The following is a 24156-nucleotide window of genomic DNA, read 5'->3' as shown; positions in this document are numbered from 1 at the left end:
AGAGTTGTGACTTCACTGGTTCTCCCGGCTTTCATTAAACGGGTTCGCAGCGATGTCCGCGCGCTCCGCCCATTTGAGGGCAATGATGTCTACGTCTTCGTCTGCGCTGAACAAGCGGCGTCCAATGCCGTTGACGTAGACCCATAGCCCGGCGCCGTCGGGCATGACATCAACAACCAGCCCTGTCTGCAAGTCGGCGTTGGACTGCTTCACTTCGACTTCGTCGCCAGGCACAAAATACTCCCATGCCTTGTAGTACCGGACCGGCAAGGCATCCGGATCCGCCAACCTGAAGACGGTGCTGTTGTCCCCCAACATTGGGCCCCCCTCGTTTCCCGCTTAATAAGCAGTGCACCTGAGGGCCGGAATGTGACGGCTGATTCAGTCGTCCAGCCGCACACCCCGCAGAAGGAGCATGGTTCCACCGACGGCAACAGCGGACGCCAGGAACACTCCCGCCGCACCGAGCCCCACCGCCACCACGCCAATGGCGCTTGGCAATACCACCTGGCCAACGCGGTTGCCCGCCAGCCTCAACGCCAGCGCGCGCCCCCGCTGCCCGGCAGGGGCCTGCGCGGAAAGCCATGACATCGTGAGCGGCTGCCCGATACCCAGTCCCAACCCCAGGAAGGCCATGACAACAAACAAAAGCCATTCGGGCATCGGTACTGCCGCCACTCCCAAGGCCACCGTGGAGATAGCAAGGCTCAGGATAAGGAGGCGCATACGCCCCAACCTGCGGGACATTCCGCCCAAACCTAACCGCGAAACCATGGAGAACAAGGCGCGAACGGTCAGCATCAGGCCCACGGTGGCGGCGGTGAGGCCGCGCTCGGCACCGAGGGCGGGCAGGTAGACCACCGTAAGGTCGACGACGGCCAGAACAGTGGCGCTCGTGGCAAGGGCCCGGACGACGCCCGGGGTTTTGAGCAACGCGATTGAACCCCCTTTGGGCGCGTTCTTGGCCTTTGCTTTCCCGGCCCGGTCGCTGACCCGACGCGAGATCACGAATGTGGTCAGGAACAGCACCAGGCTCATGCCGACGGACAGGAGGAAGATCGCCTGCGTATTCGGACGTACCGAGGCGCCGCCCACCAGCGAGATAGCCAATGGGCCCAGTGCCTGCCCGAGCGAGGCCGCAAAAGTCAGATACCCGAACGCCGAGTCCAGCCGCGACGCCGCAGCATTGTTCGCCACCACCGCCTGCTGCCCCACCACGCACGCCAACTGTCCAGCGCCAAGGAGGGCCGTCCCGGCCACCAAAGCCGCCACCGACGTCCCCCAGAAAAGCAGGAAAGCAGAACAACCAAGAACGACGGCGGACCCGATCGCCATGAGGCGACGCTCACCCAGCCTGTCCACAAGTCCGCCGATCGGCAACGCAAGCAGCAACGGGAAGACGGCGTAACTGGCTGCCAGGACGCCAAGGGCGAACGCCGGGACATCCAGTTCAAGTGCCCGATAGGTGGCCGCCGGCCGGACCAGGAAAGTCACAGCCTGGATCAGGGCCGAGTGGATCAGCAGAGCAGTGGACGAGCGCCGCCCGAGTTCGCCGATCATCGGACGTCGAGACCCTGGTGGGAGATCACGCGCAAGGTCTCATCGCGCGCGCCTATGACGTGCTCGAAAGCCACCTTTGCTGCCTTTTCCGCGTCTTTGGAGGCAATGGCGTCCACCAGCAGCCTATGATTTGCGAGCGCCTCGTCGCGTCGTTCGGGAGCGTTGTTCGTGAAGTACCTGTAGCGCTCCACCTGGCTGGCGATTTGTTCATGGAAGCGTTGTGCCCACGAGTTTCCTGCGATCCTGACGATCGCGGCATGCAAGGCAACGCCGTACTTCATGGCTTCGTCAGCGAACTCCACCATCGCCGCGTTGCGGACTACGATCCCCCGCAGCTCTTCAATGTCCGCTGCAGTGGCGTTGGCACAGGCCTCCCTTGCCATCAGTGACTCCAAGGCCGCCCGGACGTCGTACAGCTCCGAAATTGCTTTCTCGTCCAGAAGCGGAACCACCACTCCCCCGGTGGGTTGCTGCTCCAGGAGGCTTTCGGAGATCAGCCGGCGGATCGCTTCCCGAAGCGGGGTCCGGCTGACTTGAAGTTCGGTAGCCATCGCGGGCTCGTATATGCGCTCCCCCGGTTTGAGTTCCAAGCTGAGGATCCGCCGCTTCAACTCGCTGTAAACGAGGTGCGCTCCCGTGTTCCGGGTTGGGGTTTCTGCCAAGGATGCCGCCAATGTCGAGGAAGTGTACTTGTATACATCTATACACGGCAGCCCCCACCCAAGCAACGCGGGGTCAGATATGGCCCATTAATGAACCCAACATGGGCCTTAAGTGACCCCGCGTTGCTGTTTGCGGGGGTGGGAGGGGGAGGTCAGCCACGCGCCCAACGGTAGGGAGTCGTCGTCGAGACCTTGAGCAATCCGGAGCGTTCCAAAATGGGACGTGAGTACTCCGTGGAGTCGCTTTGGATGAAGGTCTTGCCCTTGGCCAAGGCTGATTGCGCGCGGCGGGCGGTCAGGGCCCGGTAAATCCCACGGCCACGCCACTCCGGACGGGTTGCCCCTCCCCAGATACCGGCGAAATCAGTTCCGGCCACCGGATCAAGTCGCCCGGCACTGATCACCCGGCCCTCGGCCTCTGCGACCCACAGCTCCATGCCGTCGTCCAGGGTCAACCGGTGCAGCAGGCCATCGGCCATCTCGTCCGAAGGGGGACCTCCGAAGACCTCGTCCTGCATGGCTGTCATGGCCCGCACGTCCGGTTCGTCGACGACGAGACGCAACGTCACGCCGTCGGGAAGTGGCACGTCCGCACTTAGCGCCTGTGCCTCGCCGATCATGATCGATTCGGGCTCATCAGCGGTGAAGCCGTTGGCCAACAGCGCGTCGTGGAGCCCCGGGGCGTGGTCGTGCCCACGGGTCTTCCACTCCACCCGGCTAATGCCTAACTGGACTTCGAAGTAAGCAACGGCCTCAGCAACGAGGCCACGGATACTCTCCTGATCTGCGCCACCCAAGTCCCGGTAGGTGATGAAGCCGCGTCCACCCAGGAAAGTGGCCAACCGCAGCGGCCCAAGCGCCGTAACTTTGAGGGCATCCGAAATCTCCGCGTCGGTGCGAAGCTGCTGGTCGTAGGCGGCGAGAAGGCGCGCCTTTACATCGGGTTGAGTCATTCGGAGAGCCTACTTCACCGCCGCTGAATCATAACGGCGCGGCCCGATTCGTTGGTTCACTGCCGGACATGCCGCGCGCTACGTCGAATGCGCAGCCAAGCAACGAAACGGCTACCCGGCCCAGGAAAAAAGAACGCTCCCCCACCGTTGGCCCCGCAAAGGAGCCAGGTGGGAGAGCGCTAAAGAGCTACTGTCCGCCGCCGCAGAGCTGGCCGAACTTGGCTCCAGCTTCCTGGAAGTTGGTGGTCAGTTCACCCATCCGTTCTTCATTTGGGTTCTCCTTTGACTGCTCGTCCAGATACTCCAGGATGGCGGTGACCACAGGCTTCATGTCGTCGGATGCCACGGACTCAATGGGTCGGACGGCGTTTGCTGCGCGGGTTGAAAGGGTCCGGCTAGGGTTTTGCGAAATACCGCCGGCCGCGGCGACGTTCACGCGGTCGCAGGTCTCCTTGGTGCTCAGCTGCTGCTGAGCGGAACAAGCGGAGGCCGAGACAAGCAGCCCGGCAGCGATCAGGACAGTGGTGAGTTTCTTCATGATTCCCTCAGTGGTCGACGTCCCTTTGATTGTAAACAGAGCAGGGCCAAGCCCACGCATTGGGCCATGCTTAAGGACAAGATCCCGGCTGCCCTAGGCTGGGGGACATGGCGATCATTCACAAGGCAACCCTGTCCCCGTCCAAGCTCGAACTCATCGCTGACTACCTGCCCAAGCAGCCCTGGTTCATCCAGGACGGCGAACCGACACTTATTGGCGCGTACCGCTTCGACGATCCCGCCGACGACGTGGGCCTTGAAACCCATGTGGTGAAAGCCGGTGAGCGAATCTACCAGGTTCCCCTCAGCTACCGCGGCCACGAGCTGGGCGGTGCCGAGGAATGGCTCATCGGCACTATGGAACACTCCGTCCTCGGGAAGCGCTGGGTGTACGACGCCTGCGCCGACCCCGTCTACGTCAAAGCCCTCGCAACTGCCATCCTCACCGGGCAACAGCAGGCCGAATTGAACGTTGAAGGCGAGTCTGAACCCCGCCCCAGCAGCGTCACCGTGAAAGGCAGCGGAACGCTCGACGGCGGCGTCCCCGCCTTGAGTGCCTCGGCTCCGGTCTCGGGCAGCGGCGTAACGATCATCGACGCCGGTGGCCTTAAGTTGAAGGTTGCGCGCGTCGTGGATGTGGAAGCGGACGCTTCGGCAAACACCGCTTCTGCCCCCGAACTTCATGGCGAACTCACCCTCAACGGCACCTGGGCCGGCTTGGAGAACCCGGTGGAACTGGCTTCGGTCGTCCGCGACTGACTGCAGCACCGGCCCGCGCCTGGACACGCCGGAGCACCTTTTGAACACAAGGGCTCCGGCGTAGGCTGGCAATCAGGCCATCTACTTCGATAGAGGTGCACTATGTACACACCGCAGGCAATCATTCCGGCAGCGCAGGACCTCGCACGCGAGTGGGTCTCCCACGCGGCGGAAGGCACATCCTCACAGACTGACGCGGTTGTGAGATGGGCTTTGTCCCGGATCAACCACGCAAACGTCCCGTCAGTGGTCCAGGGAGTCATGCTCACCCTGACCGGCAACAAGAAGACCGCCAAGGAAGCACGACGCAGGGCGGAAAAGGCCGTCCAAAGGGCCACGCAGACGTTGAAACGCAGGGCCCCTCAACGCAGCCCACGCCGGGGCGGATTGTGGATCGCCCTCATTGCGGCGGGAGCTGGCGCCGCTGCTGTGCTGGCGTGGCGAATGATGATGCCTCCAGGCGAACCCGAGCCGGTTAGGGAACCGGAGACACCGATCCAGCCGCCAATTCCCCCGGCACCCTGACGCCGCCCCCGGCTCAAAAGCCGTGCGGTCTCAAGGTTACGTGCCCGGCGAAGGGCCGTCGCCGTCGTCGTGCCTTTTGACCCGACGCCGGAACGGCCGCCGGGCGATCAGCAAATACGCACCGGAGCTTGCCAGCAAGAAACCGAGCACGCCCAGCACTACCAGCTGGGTGATGATTCCGGCTATCACCATCGCGAAGCCGCACACCACGGCAAGGATTCCACCCGTGGTGCGGGCTTTCGCTCCTCGAAGCCGGCCGGATGTCAGCTCAAGTGCAAGATCCGGATCGGTCGCTACCAGATCCCGCTCCAGCTCTTCCAAGCTCCTGCGCTCTTCTTCCGACAAGGACATCGGAATCTTCCTCACCACACGAGCAGGGTCGCCATCCCGGCACTGCTGCTCACTGACCGGCACGGACGCTGCTTGCCGTGCTTTGCCTTCATTATCTGCCCGTGGTGGCGTGCCCGCTACAGGTACCTTGCCCGGGATCCGCGGAAGGCCACTCTTTCGCGGATAGTATCGTTCAGCGCGCCATGTGCACCTCAATTCCGTGGCCGTCGCGGACAGCAGCGTCGAAGAGCAGGCGACCAATGACGAGGTCCTGCATCCCTATACCCACGGAGTTGAACAAGGTGATGTCGTCGTCGCCGCTGCGCCCCGGCAAATCTCCAACGATGACCTCTCCAAGCTCGCCCCGGACGTCCTTGATCGACATGGCGCCTTCCGCGACCGCCATTAGCAGGTCCCCCGATTTTTCAACGGCTGTTTCCATACTGTCCACGAAAACTGTTGAGCGGCTCATACCTGCAGCGTCGATTTCGCGGTGAGTCGGCCGGGGACGCGCTCCTACGGCATTGACGTGCAGCCCAGGGCGGAACCATCCCCCATGGACCAACGGCTGCTCTGAAGGAGTCAGAGTACAGAGCACATCGGCTGATTCAACCACCTCCCTGACGCTGGAAGCTGGAATGACTTTCACGGCGTGGTGGGCGATCTTTTCCCTGAAGGCCTCAACTGTTGACGGGTTTCGGGACCAAACCAGCACAGTGTCAATGGGAAGGACCATGAGCATCGCGTCCACATGCGCCATAGCCAAGGCGCCCGCACCAATAAGTCCCAGTGTTGAGCTCCCCGGACGGGCCAGATACTTGGTGGCCACGGCACTTGCTGCTGCCGTTCGCACCCGTGTAGGCACCCTGCCATCGAGCAAGGCCAAGGTCTCACCCGTACTTTGATCGGCCAGAAGGATGCTCGAGCGCTGAGTCGGCAGTCCCACCGCTCCGTTGCCAGGAATGTCGGAAAGGAGCTTCACCGCCGCCAGCCCCTGGGCATTTGCCAATCCGGACATCAGCACGTACCGGGCATCCGAGCCTGGCAGCTGCAGGGAAGTCGGGGCTGGCTGCCGCGCGGTGCCGCGCGCGATGTCACCAAAACCCTTTTCGACGGCGGCGATGGTCGCCCGCATATCCGCCAACGGTTCCAGAACGGAAGCGGTCAGAATAAGCGTCATGGGCGTCAGACCAATACTTTGCCGTCACGGGCCACCACTCGTCCGCCGGAAACCACGAGGCGGCGCTGCGGGCAGCGTACGAGTACGTCAGGCACGTTCTCGGCGTCGAGGAGCACAATGTCGGCGCGGGCCCCGGCCACGAGGTCATGATTCCCGCGCCCTACGAACGGCGCCCCGTGCCTTGTGGCATATTCGACGGCGGCCACCAACTTGTCGTCGTGACGGAACCCGTGCAGACGCGCGAAGGCGAAGGCCACGCGCAGCAGGTCTCCGTCTCCAAAGGGCGACCACAGGTCGCGGACGCCGTCGGTGCCCAGGCCCAAGGGAACGCCGGACTGCTGCATCCGCTGCCAAGGCAATGGCGCCGTACCGCTCATCGCAACGGTTGTCCACGAGATTCCGGCTTCGGCCAGCCCTTCGATGATTTCCTCCTGGACGCCCTGCGGCAGCGATCCCAGGGCGAAGCCGTGCGAGATATTCACTTTGCCCTGCAAACCGGCATCAATAGTGCGGCGGATTACCTGACGGTATTCATACGCACCGAGCGATCCGAAGTCGTGCAGGTGCAAATCCAGCCCGACTCCCCGCTCCACTGCGATCTGGAACAGCCCATCCAGCTGGCCCTCGACGTCTCCGTCGATGGTGCCCGGGTCAAGACCGCCAATGTTGTGGGCCCCGGCCTGGGCAGCCTCATCCAGCAGCCGCATCACTCCGGGCCGGCGCAGCACGCCGTCCTGTGGGAATGCCACGGTCTCCACTTGAATCGCGCCCTCAAGCTCGGCGGCGGCGGTCTGCACAGATTCGAGGCCCTTCAGCCCGATACCCAAATCAATGTCCACGTGCGTCCGGGTCGCTGTGGTGCCGTGCCGCAGAAATTCGCGCAGCACCGCGGTGGCTGAGTTCACGTTCGGGATGTGATAGTTGCCCCGCTGGGCACGCTCGTTCGCGATCCACCCCTCGACTGTCGGGGTATCCGAATAGGTGTACGACACCCACGGCTTGCCCCACCAGCTCTTGTCCACGTGGGAGTGGGTGTTGATGAAACCCGGGAGGGCCAACAACCCTCCGCCGTCGAGGTCGCCGTCGTTCGTGGTCCTGGCTGCTGGTGCCACCTGGGCGATCACGCCGCCGTCGACGACGATGTCCACTGCGTCCTCACCCCACGGACGGACGTTCCTCAGGGTGTATCCATTTTCAGTCATTCGTTTTCTACTTTCTTAGGGAATTAGTGGACGCGGCGCAGGAAGGCGGCCGTACGCTCGTGCTTGGGGTCGTCGAGTACCTCCCCGGCAGGACCGTCCTCAAGGACACGGCCTTGGTCCATGAAAACCACCCGGTCAGCTACCTCGCGGGCGAAACCAATCTCGTGCGTCACGACGATCATGGTCATGCCTTCCTCCGCGACCTGCCGCATGGTCTGTAAAACCTCGCCCACCAGCTCGGGGTCGAGGGCGCTCGTCGGTTCATCGAACATCATCAGCCGTGGCTCCATGGCAAGCGCCCTGGCGATGGCCACCCGCTGCTGCTGCCCTCCCGAAAGCTGGCTCGGGTATGAGGATTCCTTGTCGGCCAGGCCGACCTTTGCCAGCAGCTGACGCGCATGTGCGATCGCCTCCTTGCGTGGGCGGCGGAGGACCCTGGTGGGGCCGTACGTGACATTATCGAGGACCGTCATATGGCCGAAGAGGTTGAAGTGTTGGAACACCATGCCAATGTGCTGGCGCGCCTTGGCCACACGGCGTTCGCTTTGCTCGTAGAGGTGGTCCCCGTGGAGTTCGTGCCCGACGCGCTCGCCATTGACCTCGATCAAACCGCCATCTACAGGGTCCAGATGGTTGATGCAGCGCAGCAAGGTGCTTTTGCCGGAGCCGGAGGGACCGAGGATGCAGACGATTTCGCCCGTGCCCACTTCGATGTCGACGCCTCTCAGTACATGATTGTGGCCGAGCCATTTGTGTACGCCGTCGATGCGCAACATGGTGCCGCTGGCTGGTCTTGCGTGGATTGCTTGCGTCATTGCGCACCTCCGGCAGAAGTTTGGAGAGAAGTTGGTTCCGGCTCAGTGCTCTTGTCCGCCTTGCGTGATCCCGGCTGCGAGGCGTTGAAGTGCCGCTCGAGGAAGTGCTGCCCAGTGCCGGCGATGGTCACCAGGATGAGGTACCAGAGCACAGCAACGATTAGCAGGGGCAGGATTTTGAAGTTCTGGCCATAGATGAGCTGGACCCGGGTGAGCAGGTCGCTGCCGCCGATCACGGAAACCAGCGAGGTCGCCTTCAACATGCCGATGAACTGGTTGCCGGTGGGCGGGATAATGACCCTGATCGACTGTGGAAGCACGATACGGGCCAGGGCCTGGTTGCGGGTCAGGCCGATGCTTACGCCCGCGTCGGTCTGGCCCGCCGGTACTGAGATGATGCCGCCCCTGATGATCTCGGCCATGTAGCCCGATTCCGCGAGCGAGAGGGCGATAAGGCCGGCGGTGAAGCCGGAAATGAGGCTGTTCGTATCCTGCCCAAGGATCACTGGGAAAAGGACGGCCAGATTGAACCAGAGCAGCACTTGCACGAGCATTGGCACACCCCGGAAGAACCAGACATAGGCGCGGCCAATGACGCTCGCCACTCTGTTGTTGCTCTGGATCATCAAGGCGATCACAAACGCAAGGACGATCGAGATGAGCATGGCAAACAGTGCCAGCTGGATGGTGACACCGACGCCCTGCAGCACCACCGGGTTGAACATGTACTGCCAGGTGAGACTCCACTCCATGTTGGGGTTTTGCGCCTGGGACTGGATAAAGAGGATGAGCAGGGCGATCGCTGCCAGCCCTGTCACGATCTGGCCATATCTGGGTCGCTGCTTCGGACGGATTGGCGCGCTTTGCACTGGAGGTTCATCGCCCGGTTTTCGGACGTAATGCGCCGGTCCGGTGGAAGCGGAGATCAGCGAATGGGTGAGGTCGGACATTTACTTCACCGCCAGGTTGATGCCCGGGGTGTCAAGATCGATGACCTCAACGTGCCACTTCTTCAGAATCTCGTCATAGGTGCCGTCCTCGTGGATCGCCTTCAGTGCGGTGAGGAAGGCGTCACGGAGTCCGGTCTGCTGCTTGTTGAAGGTCATACCGAGGTAGACCTTCTCCTCGAAGTCGACGGGGAGGGACTCGAGTTTGTCGCCGGTCTCGCGCTGGATGACGGATACCGCCATGTCGGGCCAGAAGATGGCATCGATCCGGCCGGATGTGACCGCGAGGTTCTTGTCGCTGGAGTTCGGGAAGGAGATGAGTTCTGTTGCCGGCTTGCCTTCAGCCACGCACGCCGCAGCCATCATGTCCACCAAGCGCTTGGCATCAGACCCCTTCACGTCGCCGATCTTGAGTCCGCAGGCGCCGTTGACGGCGCTCGTGACACCCTTCGGGTTGCCCTTCTGCACCATGAAGACCGTTCCGGCCCACTGGTAGTCGATGAAGTCGACCTGTTCCTGCCGCTGCTTGCGGTCGGTCATGCCAGCGATCGCTGCATCAAATTTGCCACCCTGCATGCCGATCAGGATTTGGTCGAAGGGGACTTTCTCCCACTTGATCGGGATACCGAGCTTCTTTGCCATTGCCTCCATAAGATCCACGTTGTAGCCCCGGATTCCTGTTTGCCCGGCGGGGGTGAAGTTGGCCGGTTCGAAGTCGGGCTGCGTGGCGACCGTAAGCACACCCTTGTCCTTGATTTTCTGGGGCAACAGGTTATGAAGGGGCGCCTGGTCGTTGATGACGGATGGCTGCTGTGACTCCCCGGCCGCCGTGGCTGAGGAATCCGAGATTCCGCAGCCTGTGAAAGTGAGTACAGCCAGGCTGCCGACCATGAGGGTTGCCGCGGCGCGGCGTGCGAGAGTGATGCGGGAGAACGACATTGTTCATTTGCCTTTCGGGCGAGGTTCCGCGGGATGCGGAACTGGTTTTGGGGGGAAGAGCGAGCGGGGGTCCGCTCGCCGGGTCAGGATCGACGCGGGGGCACAGCGAGGCCGTCGCGCGCGACGACCTTGCCACGTTTCAGGACCAGTCGTCGAGGCGGCCGCGCTGCGACTGCCTCGCCAATGCTGGCTGCGTCGACGAGGAAGAGATCGGCTGGCGAGCCGGGTTCAATCCGGGCGGGTTCACGGCCCAGGGCAATCGCCCCGCCGCTGACCGCCAAATCGAAAGCAACGGCTATCTGCTCGTCGGTCCGGAAGCCGCTGCGGTACGCCAGATGAAAGGTGCGGTCCAGCATGTCCCCGTTGCCATAAGGACCCCAAAGGTCCCTCACGCCGTCGTTGCCCGCACCGATGTTCACGCCTCGCTCCTGCAGCTTCGTGAACGGCAAGACCGGAGTGTTGTAGACCGTCGCCGTCAGCAGCGAGATCCGCGCTTCGCCCAGGCCCTGCGAGATTTGCTCGAACTGGGTGCTTCCCACCTCGGCTATGGCTACAGCGTGCGAGATCGCCACCCGGCCCTGGAGCCCGTGCCGCAGCACCCTCTCGATGATGAGCTCCATGGTGTGGGCACCAAGTGTGCCCCGCTCATGCAGGTGGATGTCGAGCTTAGCGCCGTAATTTGCCGCCAAGTCGAAGATGAGATCGAGGTGACGAGCCGAGTCCCGTTCCAGGGCGGCAGGATCGATGCCACCGAGGCATGAGACCAACCCTTGTCGAAGGGCATCTTCGAGCAGCTCGGCAGTGCCGGGGCGGGTCAACAGCCCGCCCTGTGGGAAGGCGACCTGCTCGACGTCGATCACGTCGCCCAGCTCTTCGGCGGCTCTCGCCACAAGCTCGAGGCCTTTCAGTCCAATTCCAGGATCGACGTCCGTATGGGTACGAGCGAGAGTCGTGCCGCATGCGGCCATGTGGGCGAGCAATGCGTGCACCCCGTCGGGATCTGGAAGGTTGAGTTCAGAGCGGCCCCGCTCGCCGTTCGCTATACGGTCCTCCAGCAGCGGACCCGCGGTGTGGGGCACCCATTCGCGTCCCCAGACCGTCTTGTCCACGTGACAGTGGGCGTCAACCATTCCAGGCAAAGCGAGGGCGCCGGCTCCGTCCTCGCGGTCCGCACCGGCAGCGTCGATGACGCCGGAGGGCTGGATTTCCGCGATGTGGCCGTCGCGGACGAGGAGGTCCACCAGCGGCGCCTCATGAGCCAGCCGAATGCGCTCTATCAGCGTCTCCCGCATATTGATCTCCCTACACTGTGACGACCGTCATATTTTGTCGATGACTCATAGAGTAGGGCTTTTGGTATGCCATGACAATACTCGGGAAGTAATCGAGCCAAAATTTCAGCTCATTACAGGCGAGCATCGGCCTCGCATCATTCACATTTTTCAGCTTGGTATACTATTCAGCGGATTCTCGGATTGATGCGGGAGTTGGCGCATACTGGGGGCATGAGCGACAACGACGACTTTCTGGCGTGGGTCAGGTCCACCCTTCACGAGGCTGAGCTTGCCCTCCACAACGGCGATTCTTCCCTGCGCCGGGCCATCTGGTCCCGCAAAGAACCAGTGAGCGTGCTCGGAGCATTCCGCAACGCCTACGGGCAGCAGGAACTGGATGAACTTTTCACGGCACTGGGCGCCAGCTTCTCCGACTGCACTTCCTACGAGTTCGAATTACAGGCTTACGACGTCGCCGGAGACATGGCCTATACCGCCGGGTTGGAGCACACCTCGGCGTCACTGGATGGAAAGCCCCGCACGTACACGCTCAGGGCAACCCAGGTGTACCGCCGCGAGGACGGCGAATGGAAGGTAGCGCACAGGCACGGCGATACTGTGGCAGAGTGAGTGGAATCCAACAGAGCACTCTGGAACGGACAACGATTCACCGATCGGAAGGTTACGTCTTCCCATGGCCCAAAAATCCACAGGCATATCGAATCCCGGAATGAAGATCCCCGCCGCGAAGGGTCGCAAACGCGGGCGGACGCTGTTGCTCATCGCAGCAGGTCTCATCTCCGGCGTCGCAGGGGCCGTCTTCGCTGTTCGTATGTTGGTGCCACCGGGCGAACCGGAGCCGGTCAAAGAGCCGCCAAGGCAGCCGGGGGAAATCCTGCCCCGTGAAGAGCCCGTAGAGATCTCCACCAGGATGCGTCCGGGCGAATGGACCGAAGAGTCGCTGGCGGAGCATATCGAGAACTACAAGCAGCGAATCCGGGACATGGGCGCCAGGGAGTCGCAGATCGTGACGAACGTGGAACGCACCGAAACCGGCGCCGTCCGGGTAGCGGTCAGCTGGGACCGGACCCTGGACTAGCGCCGGTTCCTACAGTTCTTCTCCGGACCGCGGCCGCCACACCACAACGGCCTGCGATCGAGCGCGGGGTCGCTGCCCGCGGGCAAGGCTTACGACGTCGCCCGCAGCTCCGGCAGCGAAAATGCGCGCATCAACCGGTGTACGTCGGCGTGACAACTCATCGGTCAGCTCCGCCACCCGGTACTGCAGCGCGGCCACCTGGTTTTCGAGTTCGAGGATGCGTTTGATGCCTTCAAGCGAAACTCCGGACTGCGAAAGCCGCTGGACCTCCCGCAGTTTGTTGACATCGTTCTGCGAATAGCGGCGGGACTTGCCCGGCGCGCGGCTGGGCGAAACGATGCCCAGGCGGTCGTACTGGCGCAACGTCTGCGGATGCATGTCGGCAAGCTCCGCGGCAACGGAGATGACAAAGATCGGCTGGTTGACGTCAATTGCCATGACGACTCCTTACAACCGGGCCTTCGCGGCCAGGTCATGACGCGGGTTGGCGTCAGTAGTGGCCGCAGCAAAAGCCTTCACGGCTTCCTCTGCTTCTTTACTGAGGTTTTGCGGGACCGCGACGTCGATGGTCACCAGGAGGTCGCCGGTCGCCTTGGACGTCTTCACGCCCCGGCCCTTGACCCTCAAGGTGCGGCCTGAGGGTGTGCCCGCCGGTACGCGCAACTTGACGGTGTCGCCGTCGAGCGTTGGGACCTCAATGGTGGCGCCGAGCGCCGCTTCCGCGAACGTGACCGGCACGTGGATGCGGATGTTGTCGCCGTCGCGCTGGAAGAATTCGTGGGGCTTGACGCTCACGGTGATGATCAGGTCCCCGTTGCCGGCCGGCCCGACATTGCCCTTGCCGCGCTGACGGACCTTCTGCCCGTCCTTGATGCCGGCAGGAATTTTGACGTCGATCACGTTGCCGTTGCTCTCGCGCAGGCTCACGGTGGTGCCTTTGATGGAACCGGCGAACGAAATGGACGTGGTCGCCGTACGGTCCGAACCCTTCTGTGGGGCGCGCTGGAAGCCGGTCTGGCCACCGCCGCCAAAGCCGCCACCGAACAGGTCGGCGAACTCCGGAGGAATGCCCCCGCCGGCAGGCTGACGGGCACCCGGGCCGCCGCCGAACAGGCCACCGAACAGGTCTTCAAACCCGCCGTTGGTACCCGCACCGCCACGGCCGGCTCCCGGCGCGAACCGGGCGCCGCCACCCATGGCGCGGATGGCGTCATATTGCTGCCGGTCCTCAGGACTCGACAACACCGAGTAGGCCTCGGAAATGTCCTTGAACTTCTTCTCCGCAGCAGCGTCCCCGGAATTGGTATCCGGATGGTACTGCCGGGCGAGCTTGCGGTAAGCCTTCTTGATATCCGCGTCGGACGCGTCCTTGGCAATACCAAGGATCGCGTAAAAATCCTTTTCAACCCAGTCCTGGCTGGCCAAGAGCGTTTCCTTTCGTTGTGGGAACGAGATGGCAGTTCATGGCAATGTTTCAGTCAAACACTGTCACGAACTGCCATCTCGATGAGTCGTTACGCCGGAACGGCGACGATAACCTGGGCCGCGCGGAGGACACGCTCGCCTGAGCGGTATCCGGAGCGCAGCACCTGGCTGACCGTGTCGACCTGGATGTCTTCGCCCGGCTGCTGGATGAGTGCCTCGTGGATGGTGGGGTCGAATTCGACTCCGGTATCCGCGATGCGTTCCAGTCCGTACGTCTTCAGCGCGGTCTCCAGCTTGGTGGCGATGGCGGCGAAGGGGCCGTCCTCAAGGTCACCGTGCTGGCGGGCGGCGTCGATGTCGTCCAGCACCGGAAGCAGGGAGTTCAGGACGCCGATGACGGCCATTTCCCCTGCCACGGCACGGTCGCGTTCGACGCGCTTGCGGTAGTTGACGTACTCAGCCTGGAGGCGAAGGAGATCGTTGCGGAGCTCCGCTGCCTGGGCTTCAGCTGCGGCACCGGAGGCCACCGACTCTTCCGCCGGCACCTCTACCCCGTTGAGGATTTCCTCAGCCTGGGAGAGGGCGTCGCCGTCCGTGGGAGCGGCATTGCCTTCGGTGGGAGCCGCAGCTTCGCCTTCAGGGTGGCGGGCCGCCCCGGTCTCCGGGTCAACCTTGCGGTTGTCCCGGATAACCGGTTTGCGCGGCTCGTTGCTTTCTGAGTGCTCTGCTTCGTTGCCGTGATGAGGCATGGCTACTTCTTCGCTTCGTCTTCGTCGATGATTTCGGCGTCAACGATGTCTTCGTCGGCCTTGCCCGGCTCACCGGCAGGAGCACCTTCGGCACCGGCACCCGGAGCGTCAGCTGCGGAGGCCTGCGAGTAGATGGCTTCGCCGAGCTTGGTCTGGGAAGCCTGGAGCTTCTCAAAGGCCGTCTTCACGGCTGCGTCGTCGGTGCCTTCCAGCGCGGACTTAAGGGCGTCGACGTCGGCCTTGACCTCAGTCTTGACCTCTTCCGGCAGCTTGTCGTCGTTGTCGGCGATCAGCTTGTCCACCGAGTAGGCGAGCTGTTCAGCGGAGTTACGGGTGTCCGTAGCTTCGCGGCGGGCCTTGTCCTCTGCAGCGTGCTCTTCGGCTTCGCGGACCATGCGGTCGATGTCGTCCTTGGACAGGGCCGTGCCACCGGTGATGGTCATGGACTGTTCCTTGCCGGTGCCCTTGTCCTTTGCGGAGACGTGGACGATGCCGTTGGCGTCGATGTCGAAGGTGACCTCGACCTGCGGGACGCCACGGGGTGCCGGAGCGATGCCGGTCAGTTCGAACGTGCCCAGCGGCTTGTTGTCGCGGGTGAATTCACGCTCGCCCTGGAAGACCTGGATGGCCACGGACGGCTGGTTGTCATCAGCGGTGGTGAAGGTCTCCGAACGCTTGGTGGGGATAGCCGTGTTGCGCTCGATGAGGTGCGTCATGACGCCACCCTTGGTTTCGATGCCGAGGGACAGCGGCGTGACGTCGATGAGGAGGACGTCCTTGCGCTCACCCTTCAGCACACCGGCCTGGAGTGCAGCACCGACGGCCACAACTTCGTCCGGGTTGACGCCCTTGTTGGGCTCCTTGCCGCCAGCGAGTTCCTTGACGAGCTCGGAGACGGCAGGCATGCGCGTGGAGCCACCGACGAGGACGATGTGGTCGATGTCGGAAACCTTGATGCCGGCTTCAGCGATGACGTCGTGGAACGGCTTCTTGGTGCGGTCCAGCAGGTCCTTGGTGAGGTCCTGGAACTTGGCACGCGTCAGCTGCTCGTCCAGGTGGACCGGGCCGTCAGGGGTGACGGAGAGGTACTGGAGGGAGATGTTGGTGCTGGTGGAGGAGGACAGTTCCTTCTTGGCCTGCTCAGCAGCTTCGCGGAGGCGCTGGAGGGCGATCTTGTCCTTGGAGAGGTCGATGCCCTTGACCTTGAGCTGGCCCAGGAGCCACTCGACGACGCGGTTGTCCCAGTCGTCGCCACCGAGGCGGTTGTCACCTGCGGTTGCGCGGACCTGGATGGTGGAGAAGTTGTCTTCGTCCTTGCCAACCTCGAGGAGGGAGACGTCGAACGTGCCACCACCGAGGTCGAAGACCAGGATGAGTTCGTCTTCCTTGCCCTTGTCCAGGCCGTAGGCCAGTGCAGCCGCGGTGGGCTCGTTGACAATGCGGAGAACGTTGAGGCCTGCGATTTCGCCGGCTTCCTTGGTGGACTGGCGCTCGGCGTCGTTGAAGTAGGCCGGAACGGTGATCACAGCGTCGGTGACCTTTTCGCCCAGGTAGCTTTCGGCGTCGTTCTTGAGCTTCATGAGGATACGGGCGGAGATTTCCTGCGGCGTGTACTTCTTGTCATCGATGGCGACGTTCCAGTCGGTGCCCATGTGGCGCTTGACTGAAGCGATGGTGCGGTCGATGTTGTTGACGGCCTGGCGCTTGGCGATCTCGCCAACCAGGACTTCGCCGGACTTGGAGAACGCAACGACGGACGGCGTGGTGCGGCCGCCTTCGGCGTTGGCGATGACGGTGGGCTCGCCACCTTCGAGAACAGAGACCACGGAGTTGGTGGTTCCGAGGTCGATACCTACTGCACGTGACATATCTTGTTTCCTTTCAATGGCCGATGTTGGAGATTGCACCCGGCAACGGTCCGCTGGGCGGTCAATGTACCGGGGGCCCACTCAACAATCGGCTAGTTGAGCGTTCTGCACTCAACTGTACTCAGCCTCGGAAGGATGTCAATCCAAAGTTGAGTGAAGTACGCTCAACTCTGCTCCTCGGGGTCCAGACTTCCCAGTAATCCCGGGCTTGCAGGGCTGGTTTCGCCCACGGTGAACTGGGAAGTCGGCGCAACAACTGAGTCACCGTCGCGGCCAGCAGGAGGCTCCGGCTTGTACACCCACGCTACGAGCACCACCGAAATGATCATGAGCAGGAACCACGCCAGCAGCTTGTCAATGGACACGGCCTGCCAGCCGTTCAGCTGGTTGGGATACAGCCAAGCGCGCGACCAAGTGCCGATGTTCTCGGCGAACCATATGAACAGCGCCACCAACAGGAACGAGACCAGGATGGGCATCTTGAACCGACGGCGGAACACCCTGAAGTGCATCACGCACCGGCCGTAGACAAGCACGACGGCGGCAAGCAGCACCCAGCGAAGGTCAAGGATGTAGTGGTGCGAGAAGAAGTTGACGTAGATCGCGCCGGCAACAAGGGCCGTGATCCACCGCCGCGGGTAGCGGTCGAAGCGGAGGTCGAACAGCCGGAAGACCCTCACCATGTAGGAGCCCACGGCCGCGTACATGAACCCGCTGAACAGCGGAACCGCACCGATCCGCAGTACGCCCTCGGCCTCATAAGCCCACGAGCCTACGTCGGTTTTGAACAGCTCCATCACGGTCCCCACAACGTGGAACAGCAGGATCACCCGCAGTTCGCGCAGCGTCTCAAGTTTGAAGCTGATCATCAGGACCTGGATGACGATCGCAGCGATGGTCAGGAAGTCGTTGCTGGCCAAGGCTGCATCGGCGGGGTACCAGAGCCGTACGCCGATGATCACCGCGAGAAGCAGACCGCCAAACACACAAGCCCAGGCCTGCTTCAAGCCAAAGACCACGAACTCCGTCAGCCGGCCACGCAGCCGCCCGCCATCTGCACGGCCCAGATAGCCCGCACGGTCCAGATAGCGGTGGGCGGCCTGGTCGATGGACTGTTCAACGGACGTGGGATTACGCATGCGGCCCTCCCGCGTCCACGGCCAACTGCTTCAAGTAGTAGTCCCGCGGCCAGTGCCGGAGCCTTGACGGCAAACGGGGGTAGACGCGCCCCACCGCACTCATGGTCTTCTTGAACCGGCGGGCATGACCGGGACTCCAGTCAAAGCCGAATCCCTCCCGCACATGTTCGGGCAAGAGGCCTGCCGTGAGGAAGCGTGCCAGCGGCATCGCCAGGCGCAACAGCTGTGGCCCTCCAGACGGATACAGCAGGTCCTTGGCAACCTTCAGCGCTTTGGCATCCGGCTGCAACATGGACAGCTGCGCGTTCCAATATTCAGCGAATGCGGCCCGGTCGCGCGGCCACATGCTGGGCGGTAGCTGCAGGGCCGTCCCGATCCGCGCGTACTCGCGGTAGATGTGGTCGGCGGAGTCGTCGTCGAGCGGTCCGTGGACCTGTTCGTAGACGGTGACGGCGGTGTCATACAGCGTGGCGACCACCCACAGTTGGGACTCGGCGTCGAAGGCACTGTAGCCAGCCGAGGCGTCGTCCGGTCCCCGCCGCACTGGCGCATGGGCCCGGTTGACGGCGCGACGGACGGCCTTCAGCTGCTCTTCGGAGCCGTACACCACCGCGTACACATAGGTCATGGTGGCCCGGAGCCTGTCCATGGGCCGCTCGGCGAAATTGCTGTGTTCGGCCACGCCATGGCCCACGCGGGGATTGGCGATCTGGAGGAGGATCGCGCGGCCCGCCCCGGCCAGCAGCACACCCTCCGCACCAATATCCGCCAGTCCCCGAACCATCCGAATACTCTAGCGCTCCAACCTTAGAGCCCTGCCGTGGCTTGAAGGACAGCCAGATGGTGCTCGAACAATTGGTCCCGCGCCCTGAATGTATCCGGACCGTACTGGCCGAAGACCTCAAAGCTGATTGCCCCAAAGATTGACGTCCACGCCAGCACCCCGCGGGCCAGGGTCTCATCGGGCAGGGAAAGGTTCAGTTCCGAGCGAATGGCTTCCAGGTCTCCGGCCAGTTCCGGATTAATTACGACGCCGGGACCCACCTGCGGGTTGAGGGCACCTGCCTGCTGGGCTGCTTCGAAGATGCCCACCAACCGGAAGATGACTCGGGTTCCGGGCACGGTAGTGCGCTCCCCCGGAGCCTGGTAGCCGGGCACCGGGCTGCCAAAAAGGAGGGCGTAGCTGGCTGGTTCCCGGCCGGCCCACTCCCGGGTGGCCCTGCCCAAGGCCCTGAATTGTCCGGCGAAGTCGTCCTCCGGAACGGCGGCGACGGCTGCATCCACGTGGTCGCCGAGCTCGTTGTACCCGTCGATCAGCAGGAGCGTGAGGAGTTCGTCGCGGTTCTGGACGTAGCGGTAGACGGCAGAGGACACGACGCCGAGATCCCTCGCCACCGCGCGCAGGGACAGGGCAGCGGCTCCATGGACGGCCAAGTGCTCGCGTCCGATGCGGACGATGTCCGCCAGGGTTTGGGCACGGGCCCGCTCGCGGGGAGTCGCTGGTTTGGCCTTGGTTGTTTCAGGGGATGCCATGCCACCAGCTTGCCACACGAGAGAGCAACGTCAACTTTAGAGAGCAGTGCTCTTGACATTGATCGACGCAAGGCCCATTCTGGTTTGAGAGAGCAGTGCTCTCTCAGTTCAGATGAAACCCGACAACCAAGAAGAGGACACCATGTACGTCGTCACAGGAGCAGGCCCAGTGGGATTCACCATCGCCGAACAACTCGCCGAACAGGGGCACAAGGTGCGGGTCTTGACCCGTTCCGGCAGCGGCCCGGACCATCCACTGGTGGACCGCAGGCAGGTGGATGTCTCCGACCCGGCGCAGCTCAGCGAAGCCGTGGACGGAGCATCAGCCATTTTTCACTGCATCCACGGCTCGGCCTACCGTGCCTCAGCGTGGGCAGCCGAACTCCCCCGGGCCGAGCAAGTGGTGATGGATGCAGCAGCAGCCGCAGGCGCCGTCGTCGTCTTTCCTGAAAGCCTGTACTCCTACAGCGAGCCGGACCGGGTCATGACCGAAGCAGGCCCGCGGACGGCGAGCGGTGGCAAGCGCGGCATCCGGACCGCCCTGCTGAACGCCAGGCGGGCACACCCGGCCAATACCGTCAGCGTTGTGGCCGGGGACTTTTTCGGACCCAGGGTCAAGACCGCGCATGCCGGCGAGCGCATGGTCACGCCCATCCTGGCGGGCAAAGCTGTGCAGGTCATTGGGAGTTCACGCCAGCCGCATTCGTTCACGTATGTTCCCGATCTCGCGGCCGCCATGATCGTTGCCGCCCGGAAGCCGGAACTCTGGAACAGCGTGCTGCACGCCCCCACAGGGCCGGCCCTCACGCAGCGCGAGATCGCCGCAGCGTATGTATCCGCCGCCGGCGTTTCCGGCCCGAAAGTGGGCGCTGTGCCCGGCTGGGTGCTCCGCGCCGCGGGCATCGTGTCCACGGACATGCGCGAACTTGCTGAACTGCTCTACCAGTTCGAGCGGCCTTTCGTGATGGATTCCTCGGAAAGCCAGCAGCTCCTGGGTCTCAAGCCGACTCCCCTGCCGGAAGCGGCAGCAGCAACGGTGGCCTGGTGGCAGGCGGGGGCTAACTGATGTCGATGCCTGTCACCGGGGCACCATTGCGGTCGTAGGCAAGCAGGACAGCTCCGTTGGGGAATGCCTGTGGGGGTTGGGCAAGGCGGAAGGCCGCGGGGACGCCCGAGCCGTCCGGAAAGAGCCGCTTTCCAGTACCGAAGGTGAGCGGGTAGAGGTAAAGATTGAGCCGGTCCACGACGTCGGCCTCCAGCAGTGAGCGCGCAAGGTCACCGCTGCCGATCATGTGGATGTCCTTGAACCGGTCCTTGAGCCCGGCCACGTCCGAGACATCCTGGAGCGCCGTGGTGCCCTCCCACTCCGGGGCCGTCAGGGAACGGGAGACCACGAACTTGGGCAAGGCGTTGAACGTCCGGGCAATATGGTCATCCTGCTTGGGCCAGTACCCCGCGAAGATGTCGTAGGTTTTTCGTCCAAGCAGGAGCGCATCCATGCGGTCGATGCCTGAGACGATCGCTGCACCAGCCTCCTCATCCGAATAGGCCGCCTGCCAGCCCCCGAAATCGAAACCGCCTGAACGGTCCTCGTCCGGCCCGCCGGGAGCCTGGTAAACGCCGTCCAGGGTGATGAAAAGGTCCAAGGAGAGAATCCCCATGATGTGCTCCTGATGTGACTGGGTTTTGTCGGGGTCATCCTAGTCCCGCTTCAACGCCCGCGGCAGGGGTCGCACGGTGGACCGATTGGGTCTATCCTGACGCGCATGGCCCAGGGAACCAGTCAAGCGGGGGCATGATTGCCAAACGAGAAGGATGAATCAGGGACAGCCGTCCGGGAGGACGTTGCTTCGGCGCATGGGCTGAATTCAGCGGAGGTGGCCGAGCGGGTGGCGGCGGGCCAGACGAACGCCTTTGTCCAGGACACCAGCCGCAGCGTGTGGAGCATCGTCCGCGCCAACGTGCTCACCTTGTTCAACGGCATCATCCTTGCGTGCTTCATTGTCCTTTTCGCGATTGGGCGCTGGCAGGATGCCCTGTTCGGTTTCAGTGCCATTGCCAACGCGGTGATCGGAAGCGTCCAGGAATACCGGGCCAAGCGGGCTTTGGACCGGCTGGCCCTGCTCAACGCCCCTCACGCCCGGGTACTGCGCGACGGGTCAGAGGCTGAAATTTCCCTGGACGACGTCGTGATGGACGACACCCTGGTGCTCAGGGCAGGGGACCAAGTGCCGGCAGACGGGGTGGTGGCTGCCTCTCGTGGCCTCCAAGTGGACGAATCCATGCTGACCGGTGAATCCGATGCCGTGGAGAAGACAGAGGATGACCGCGTGCTGTCCGGTTCGGTGGTGGTGGCCGGTGAAGGAACAGCGGTGGTGGACCGGGTGGGTGCGGACTCGTTCGCGAACTCGCTTGCTGCCGAGGCAAAGAGGTTCTCCCTGGTGGCGTCGGAGCTCCGGTCTTCCATTGACCGGGTCCTGAAATGGGTGACCTGGTTCGTTGGACCCGTTGCCTTGCTGGTGCTGAACGCGCAGATGCTTGCCCAGGGCGGGTGGGCAGAGGCTGCGGCGAGTGGAGCGTGGCGGGACGCAGCGACGGCGGGCATTGCCGCCGTCGTCGCCATGGTGCCGCTTGGGCTGGTACTGATGACCAGCATTACCTTCGCTGTGGGGGCGGTGAAGCTGGCCCGGCAGCAGGTGCTGGTGCAGGAGCTGCCGGCAGTGGAGGGCCTGGCACGCGTGGATATCATCTGCCTGGACAAGACCGGCACCCTCACCCAAGGGGACATCGTTTTCGACGCCGCCCACCGGCTGGTGCATCGTCCCGACTGGGAGGCTGTCCTTTCCTGGTACGGGGTGCAGCACGATGCCAACGCCACGGCACGCAGCCTCGCCGGGCACTTCACCCAGCCCCCGGAAGAGCAGCCGTCGGACCGCGTGCCTTTCTCGTCTGCGCGCAAATGGAGCGCGGTGGTCTTCGGGGACGGCATGTGGATTCTGGGCGCTCCCGAAATGGTCTTCCCGGGCGCCGTTGACCCCGCACACCAACAGCTCACCGCCCAAGCTGCCGAGCTGGCGGCGACTGGCCGCCGGACCCTGGTCCTGGCCCACGGTACGCCCACACACGACGAAACCGTCCCGGCCGATGCTGTTCCCGTGGCACTGCTGACTTTCAAGGAGAATATCCGTCCCGATGCCGCTGAAACCCTCACCTACTTTGCGGCGCAGGACGTGGACGTGAGGATTATCTCCGGCGACAACCCCAGGACAGTTGCGGCCATCGCCCGGGAAGTTGGCCTGGATGCGCCGCACGGCTTTGATGCGCGGGAACTGCCGGACGATGACAAGGAATTCCTGGACGTCCTCAGCAACAACATTGTGTTTGGGCGGGTGTCGCCTGACCAGAAAAAGAGGATCGTCCTGGCACTGAAGTCCGCGGGCCGCACAGTGGCGATGACCGGCGACGGGGTGAATGATGCCTTGGCCATCAAGGAAGCCGACATCGGCGTGGCCATGAACTCCGGCGCGGCCGCCACCAAAGCCGTGGCGCGGCTGGTCCTCCTGGATGGCAAGTTTTCGCACCTGCCCAGCGTGGTGGCGGAAGGACGGCAGGTGATTGCGAACATTGAGCGCGTGTCCATGCTGTTCCTCACCAAAACCGCATACGCAACCTTCCTTGCCATCGCGTTCGGCATCCTCCTGCTGCCTTTCCCGTTCCTGCCGCGGCAACTCTCCGTAACCGATGGCCTGACCATCGGCATTCCGGCGTTCTTCCTGGCTCTGCTGCCCAACGCCCAGCGCTACATCCCCGGGTTCCTCCGGCGGTCGCTCACCTTTGCGGTGCCGGCGGGTGTTTCCGTCACGTTGGGGCTCGCAGCGTACGCGCGCCTGGCGGCGAACCTGTCCCTCCCGGAAGCCGAGATCAGGACAGGGTCCACCCTCATCCTGGCGATCATCGGGATTTGGATCCTGGTGGTGCTTTCACGGCCGGTCACCCGTTTTAAGGGGATGGTCATTGGCGCCATGATGGTGGGCCTCGTGGTGGTCTATTCCGTGAGGTTCGCACGCGACTTCCTGCAATTCACCGACCCAACCCTGCCCACGGCGCTGCTGGTCCTCGGAACGTCCGTAGCCTGCATTGCCCTGATCGAGATCGTCCGGTTTGTGCACCGCCGCGTTGCGTACCGGGACGAACAGGATAAGTCCCGTCAGCGGCTCTCGAAATAGCGGCGTCCACGGCCCAGCCACAGCGGCACGACAACCAACACGGTTGCAATGGACTGCGAAATGACGGCCGACCAATCCCCGTCAGCGGCGACCATCAGGTCAACCACGGCGAAAGCCAGTCCCAGGAACATTACCGCCGTTGCTCCGCTGCGCGCGGCCGCACTTCCCCGCGCTACTCCCGAGGCGAGCCCGATCACCAGCAAGCCAAACAGGATCATTCCTGCTCCGAGCAAAGTCACCGGCAGGGCAACGCCGCCGGACTGGGCCTCCGGCGTGTACCGCAGGAAAATGGTCAGGACCCCAAGGACCATCTGCGCGATGCCGCCGATATACATCAGCACCACCGAGAAGGTCACCGCACCGGGCCGCTTTGGGCGCTCCCCCGTTGTCATGAACTGAGCATAGACGAGCCAGGGCCGCCCGTGACCGGCACC

At 63.4% G+C, this 24156-nt stretch carries 27 protein-coding genes; 6 read left to right on the top strand and 21 right to left on the bottom strand.

Annotated elements, in window-relative coordinates; genetic code table 11:
- Positions 1-12: 12 nt before the first annotated feature.
- The 5 genes from AB0N72_RS17870 to AB0N72_RS17850 form a co-directional block, all read right to left on the bottom strand.
- Entirely contained in the window at positions 13-318 is a 306-nt protein-coding gene (locus tag AB0N72_RS17870; RefSeq protein ID WP_363933602.1) for a hypothetical protein, read from the bottom strand.
- Positions 319-381: 63 nt separating this feature from the next.
- The gene (locus AB0N72_RS17865; RefSeq protein WP_363933600.1) at positions 382-1560 is read right to left on the bottom strand and encodes an MFS transporter; all 1179 of its coding nucleotides are present in this window, start codon (positions 1558-1560) and stop codon (positions 382-384) included.
- Positions 1557-2222 (bottom strand): GntR family transcriptional regulator, encoded by a 666-nt coding sequence (locus AB0N72_RS17860; protein WP_363933598.1) that lies wholly within the window; start codon positions 2220-2222, stop codon positions 1557-1559. Before AB0N72_RS17860 ends, AB0N72_RS17865 begins: the two co-directional genes overlap by 4 nt.
- Before the next feature lie 152 nt (positions 2223-2374).
- Positions 2375-3175 carry a GNAT family N-acetyltransferase gene (locus AB0N72_RS17855; RefSeq protein ID WP_363933596.1) on the bottom strand — a complete coding sequence of 267 codons (801 nt, stop codon included), beginning with the start codon at positions 3173-3175 and terminating at the stop codon, positions 2375-2377.
- A gap of 187 nt (positions 3176-3362) precedes the next feature.
- Entirely contained in the window at positions 3363-3713 is a 351-nt protein-coding gene (locus tag AB0N72_RS17850) for a hypothetical protein (RefSeq protein WP_363933594.1), read from the bottom strand.
- A gap of 107 nt (positions 3714-3820) precedes the next feature.
- On the opposite strand from AB0N72_RS17850, the gene AB0N72_RS17845 reads away from it, so the two are divergent.
- Both AB0N72_RS17845 and AB0N72_RS17840 read left to right on the top strand, forming a co-directional pair.
- Positions 3821-4471 (top strand): hypothetical protein, encoded by a 651-nt coding sequence (locus AB0N72_RS17845; RefSeq protein WP_363933592.1) that lies wholly within the window; start codon positions 3821-3823, stop codon positions 4469-4471.
- Between the two features lie 102 nt (positions 4472-4573).
- Positions 4574-4996, top strand: coding sequence for a hypothetical protein (locus AB0N72_RS17840; RefSeq protein WP_363933590.1), 423 nt, complete (start codon positions 4574-4576; stop codon positions 4994-4996).
- A gap of 36 nt (positions 4997-5032) precedes the next feature.
- Here AB0N72_RS17840 and AB0N72_RS17835 read toward each other — a convergent pair whose 3' ends face one another.
- The 7 genes from AB0N72_RS17835 to AB0N72_RS17805 form a co-directional block, all read right to left on the bottom strand.
- On the bottom strand, positions 5033-5347 hold the full coding sequence (locus AB0N72_RS17835; protein ID WP_363933588.1) for a DUF3040 domain-containing protein: 315 nt from the start codon (positions 5345-5347) through the stop codon (positions 5033-5035).
- A 172-nt stretch (positions 5348-5519) separates the two neighbouring features.
- Entirely contained in the window at positions 5520-6506 is a 987-nt protein-coding gene (locus AB0N72_RS17830; protein ID WP_363933586.1) for an ornithine cyclodeaminase family protein, read from the bottom strand.
- Between the two features lie 5 nt (positions 6507-6511).
- Complete coding sequence (locus AB0N72_RS17825; protein ID WP_363933583.1) at positions 6512-7708, bottom strand: amidohydrolase; 1197 nt, start codon at positions 7706-7708, stop codon at positions 6512-6514.
- Between the two features lie 23 nt (positions 7709-7731).
- Positions 7732-8523, bottom strand: coding sequence for an amino acid ABC transporter ATP-binding protein (locus AB0N72_RS17820; protein WP_363933581.1), 792 nt, complete (start codon positions 8521-8523; stop codon positions 7732-7734).
- On the bottom strand, positions 8520-9473 hold the full coding sequence (locus AB0N72_RS17815; protein WP_363933579.1) for an amino acid ABC transporter permease: 954 nt from the start codon (positions 9471-9473) through the stop codon (positions 8520-8522). Before AB0N72_RS17815 ends, AB0N72_RS17820 begins: the two co-directional genes overlap by 4 nt.
- Entirely contained in the window at positions 9474-10409 is a 936-nt protein-coding gene (locus AB0N72_RS17810) for an ABC transporter substrate-binding protein (protein WP_363933577.1), read from the bottom strand.
- Between the two features lie 83 nt (positions 10410-10492).
- Positions 10493-11701 (bottom strand): amidohydrolase, encoded by a 1209-nt coding sequence (locus AB0N72_RS17805; RefSeq protein WP_363933575.1) that lies wholly within the window; start codon positions 11699-11701, stop codon positions 10493-10495.
- A 213-nt stretch (positions 11702-11914) separates the two neighbouring features.
- On the opposite strand from AB0N72_RS17805, the gene AB0N72_RS17800 reads away from it, so the two are divergent.
- Both AB0N72_RS17800 and AB0N72_RS17795 read left to right on the top strand, forming a co-directional pair.
- On the top strand, positions 11915-12313 hold the full coding sequence (locus AB0N72_RS17800; RefSeq protein ID WP_363933573.1) for a nuclear transport factor 2 family protein: 399 nt from the start codon (positions 11915-11917) through the stop codon (positions 12311-12313).
- Positions 12314-12413: 100 nt separating this feature from the next.
- The gene (locus AB0N72_RS17795) at positions 12414-12782 is read left to right on the top strand and encodes a hypothetical protein (RefSeq protein ID WP_363933571.1); all 369 of its coding nucleotides are present in this window, start codon (positions 12414-12416) and stop codon (positions 12780-12782) included.
- Between the two features lie 9 nt (positions 12783-12791).
- Here AB0N72_RS17795 and AB0N72_RS17790 read toward each other — a convergent pair whose 3' ends face one another.
- The 7 genes from AB0N72_RS17790 to AB0N72_RS17760 all read right to left on the bottom strand — a co-directional run bounded on the left by AB0N72_RS17790 (position 12792) and on the right by AB0N72_RS17760 (position 19496).
- On the bottom strand, positions 12792-13220 hold the full coding sequence (locus AB0N72_RS17790; protein WP_363933569.1) for a helix-turn-helix transcriptional regulator: 429 nt from the start codon (positions 13218-13220) through the stop codon (positions 12792-12794).
- 9 nt (positions 13221-13229) lie between these two features.
- Complete coding sequence (locus AB0N72_RS17785; RefSeq protein WP_363933567.1) at positions 13230-14207, bottom strand: DnaJ C-terminal domain-containing protein; 978 nt, start codon at positions 14205-14207, stop codon at positions 13230-13232.
- 89 nt (positions 14208-14296) lie between these two features.
- Complete coding sequence (locus AB0N72_RS17780) at positions 14297-14956, bottom strand: nucleotide exchange factor GrpE (protein ID WP_363933565.1); 660 nt, start codon at positions 14954-14956, stop codon at positions 14297-14299.
- Between the two features lie 2 nt (positions 14957-14958).
- The gene (gene dnaK, locus AB0N72_RS17775; protein ID WP_363933563.1) at positions 14959-16824 is read right to left on the bottom strand and encodes a molecular chaperone DnaK; all 1866 of its coding nucleotides are present in this window, start codon (positions 16822-16824) and stop codon (positions 14959-14961) included.
- A 164-nt stretch (positions 16825-16988) separates the two neighbouring features.
- Positions 16989-17963, bottom strand: a complete 975-nt coding sequence (locus AB0N72_RS17770; RefSeq protein ID WP_363933561.1) for a DUF817 domain-containing protein — start codon at positions 17961-17963, stop codon at positions 16989-16991.
- On the bottom strand, positions 17956-18747 hold the full coding sequence (locus AB0N72_RS17765) for an oxygenase MpaB family protein (RefSeq protein ID WP_363933559.1): 792 nt from the start codon (positions 18745-18747) through the stop codon (positions 17956-17958). The genes AB0N72_RS17770 and AB0N72_RS17765 overlap by 8 nt, the downstream gene beginning before the upstream one ends.
- Before the next feature lie 23 nt (positions 18748-18770).
- Positions 18771-19496: a WHG domain-containing protein gene (locus AB0N72_RS17760; RefSeq protein WP_363933557.1), complete on the bottom strand. Its 726-nt coding sequence runs from the start codon at positions 19494-19496 to the stop codon at positions 18771-18773.
- 142 nt (positions 19497-19638) lie between these two features.
- Here AB0N72_RS17760 and AB0N72_RS17755 point away from each other — a divergent pair, with 142 nt between their 5' ends.
- Positions 19639-20562, top strand: a complete 924-nt coding sequence (locus tag AB0N72_RS17755) for an NAD-dependent epimerase/dehydratase family protein (protein WP_363933555.1) — start codon at positions 19639-19641, stop codon at positions 20560-20562.
- Here the strand turns inward: AB0N72_RS17755 and AB0N72_RS17750 are convergent.
- The gene (locus AB0N72_RS17750; protein WP_363933553.1) at positions 20555-21157 is read right to left on the bottom strand and encodes a dihydrofolate reductase family protein; all 603 of its coding nucleotides are present in this window, start codon (positions 21155-21157) and stop codon (positions 20555-20557) included. The genes AB0N72_RS17755 and AB0N72_RS17750 overlap by 8 nt on opposite strands.
- Before the next feature lie 138 nt (positions 21158-21295).
- On the opposite strand from AB0N72_RS17750, the gene AB0N72_RS17745 reads away from it, so the two are divergent.
- Positions 21296-23722: an HAD-IC family P-type ATPase gene (locus AB0N72_RS17745; protein ID WP_363933550.1), complete on the top strand. Its 2427-nt coding sequence runs from the start codon at positions 21296-21298 to the stop codon at positions 23720-23722.
- Here AB0N72_RS17745 and AB0N72_RS17740 read toward each other — a convergent pair.
- On the bottom strand, positions 23704-24114 hold the full coding sequence (locus AB0N72_RS17740) for a hypothetical protein (RefSeq protein ID WP_363933548.1): 411 nt from the start codon (positions 24112-24114) through the stop codon (positions 23704-23706). The genes AB0N72_RS17745 and AB0N72_RS17740 overlap by 19 nt on opposite strands.
- Positions 24115-24156: the final 42 nt, after the last annotated feature.

This window comes from Paenarthrobacter sp. NPDC089307 (assembly GCF_040685055.1).
Lineage (GTDB): Bacteria > Actinomycetota > Actinomycetes > Actinomycetales > Micrococcaceae > Arthrobacter.
Note: the sequence above shows the minus strand (reverse complement) of the source record. Positions and strands in the feature narration are given on the sequence as shown.

Coding starts and splice junctions, on each gene's coding strand:
- AB0N72_RS17870 (WP_363933602.1), bottom strand. CDS start 318: ATGTTGGGGGACAACAGCACCGTCTTCAGGTTGGCGGATCCGGATGCC.
- AB0N72_RS17825 (WP_363933583.1), bottom strand. CDS start 7,708: ATGACTGAAAATGGATACACCCTGAGGAACGTCCGTCCGTGGGGTGAG.
- AB0N72_RS17760 (WP_363933557.1), bottom strand. CDS start 19,496: ATGGCATCCCCTGAAACAACCAAGGCCAAACCAGCGACTCCCCGCGAG.
- AB0N72_RS17865 (WP_363933600.1), bottom strand. CDS start 1,560: ATGATCGGCGAACTCGGGCGGCGCTCGTCCACTGCTCTGCTGATCCAC.
- AB0N72_RS17765 (WP_363933559.1), bottom strand. CDS start 18,747: ATGGTTCGGGGACTGGCGGATATTGGTGCGGAGGGTGTGCTGCTGGCC.
- AB0N72_RS17800 (WP_363933573.1), top strand. CDS start 11,915: ATGAGCGACAACGACGACTTTCTGGCGTGGGTCAGGTCCACCCTTCAC.
- AB0N72_RS17750 (WP_363933553.1), bottom strand. CDS start 21,157: ATGGGGATTCTCTCCTTGGACCTTTTCATCACCCTGGACGGCGTTTAC.
- AB0N72_RS17740 (WP_363933548.1), bottom strand. CDS start 24,114: ATGACAACGGGGGAGCGCCCAAAGCGGCCCGGTGCGGTGACCTTCTCG.
- AB0N72_RS17795 (WP_363933571.1), top strand. CDS start 12,414: ATGAAGATCCCCGCCGCGAAGGGTCGCAAACGCGGGCGGACGCTGTTG.
- AB0N72_RS17820 (WP_363933581.1), bottom strand. CDS start 8,523: ATGACGCAAGCAATCCACGCAAGACCAGCCAGCGGCACCATGTTGCGC.
- AB0N72_RS17810 (WP_363933577.1), bottom strand. CDS start 10,409: ATGTCGTTCTCCCGCATCACTCTCGCACGCCGCGCCGCGGCAACCCTC.
- AB0N72_RS17805 (WP_363933575.1), bottom strand. CDS start 11,701: ATGCGGGAGACGCTGATAGAGCGCATTCGGCTGGCTCATGAGGCGCCG.
- AB0N72_RS17855 (WP_363933596.1), bottom strand. CDS start 3,175: ATGACTCAACCCGATGTAAAGGCGCGCCTTCTCGCCGCCTACGACCAG.
- AB0N72_RS17815 (WP_363933579.1), bottom strand. CDS start 9,473: ATGTCCGACCTCACCCATTCGCTGATCTCCGCTTCCACCGGACCGGCG.
- AB0N72_RS17780 (WP_363933565.1), bottom strand. CDS start 14,956: ATGCCTCATCACGGCAACGAAGCAGAGCACTCAGAAAGCAACGAGCCG.
- AB0N72_RS17835 (WP_363933588.1), bottom strand. CDS start 5,347: ATGTCCTTGTCGGAAGAAGAGCGCAGGAGCTTGGAAGAGCTGGAGCGG.
- AB0N72_RS17755 (WP_363933555.1), top strand. CDS start 19,639: ATGTACGTCGTCACAGGAGCAGGCCCAGTGGGATTCACCATCGCCGAA.
- AB0N72_RS17790 (WP_363933569.1), bottom strand. CDS start 13,220: ATGGCAATTGACGTCAACCAGCCGATCTTTGTCATCTCCGTTGCCGCG.
- AB0N72_RS17845 (WP_363933592.1), top strand. CDS start 3,821: ATGGCGATCATTCACAAGGCAACCCTGTCCCCGTCCAAGCTCGAACTC.
- AB0N72_RS17840 (WP_363933590.1), top strand. CDS start 4,574: ATGTACACACCGCAGGCAATCATTCCGGCAGCGCAGGACCTCGCACGC.
- dnaK (WP_363933563.1), bottom strand. CDS start 16,824: ATGTCACGTGCAGTAGGTATCGACCTCGGAACCACCAACTCCGTGGTC.
- AB0N72_RS17770 (WP_363933561.1), bottom strand. CDS start 17,963: ATGCGTAATCCCACGTCCGTTGAACAGTCCATCGACCAGGCCGCCCAC.
- AB0N72_RS17830 (WP_363933586.1), bottom strand. CDS start 6,506: ATGACGCTTATTCTGACCGCTTCCGTTCTGGAACCGTTGGCGGATATG.
- AB0N72_RS17850 (WP_363933594.1), bottom strand. CDS start 3,713: ATGAAGAAACTCACCACTGTCCTGATCGCTGCCGGGCTGCTTGTCTCG.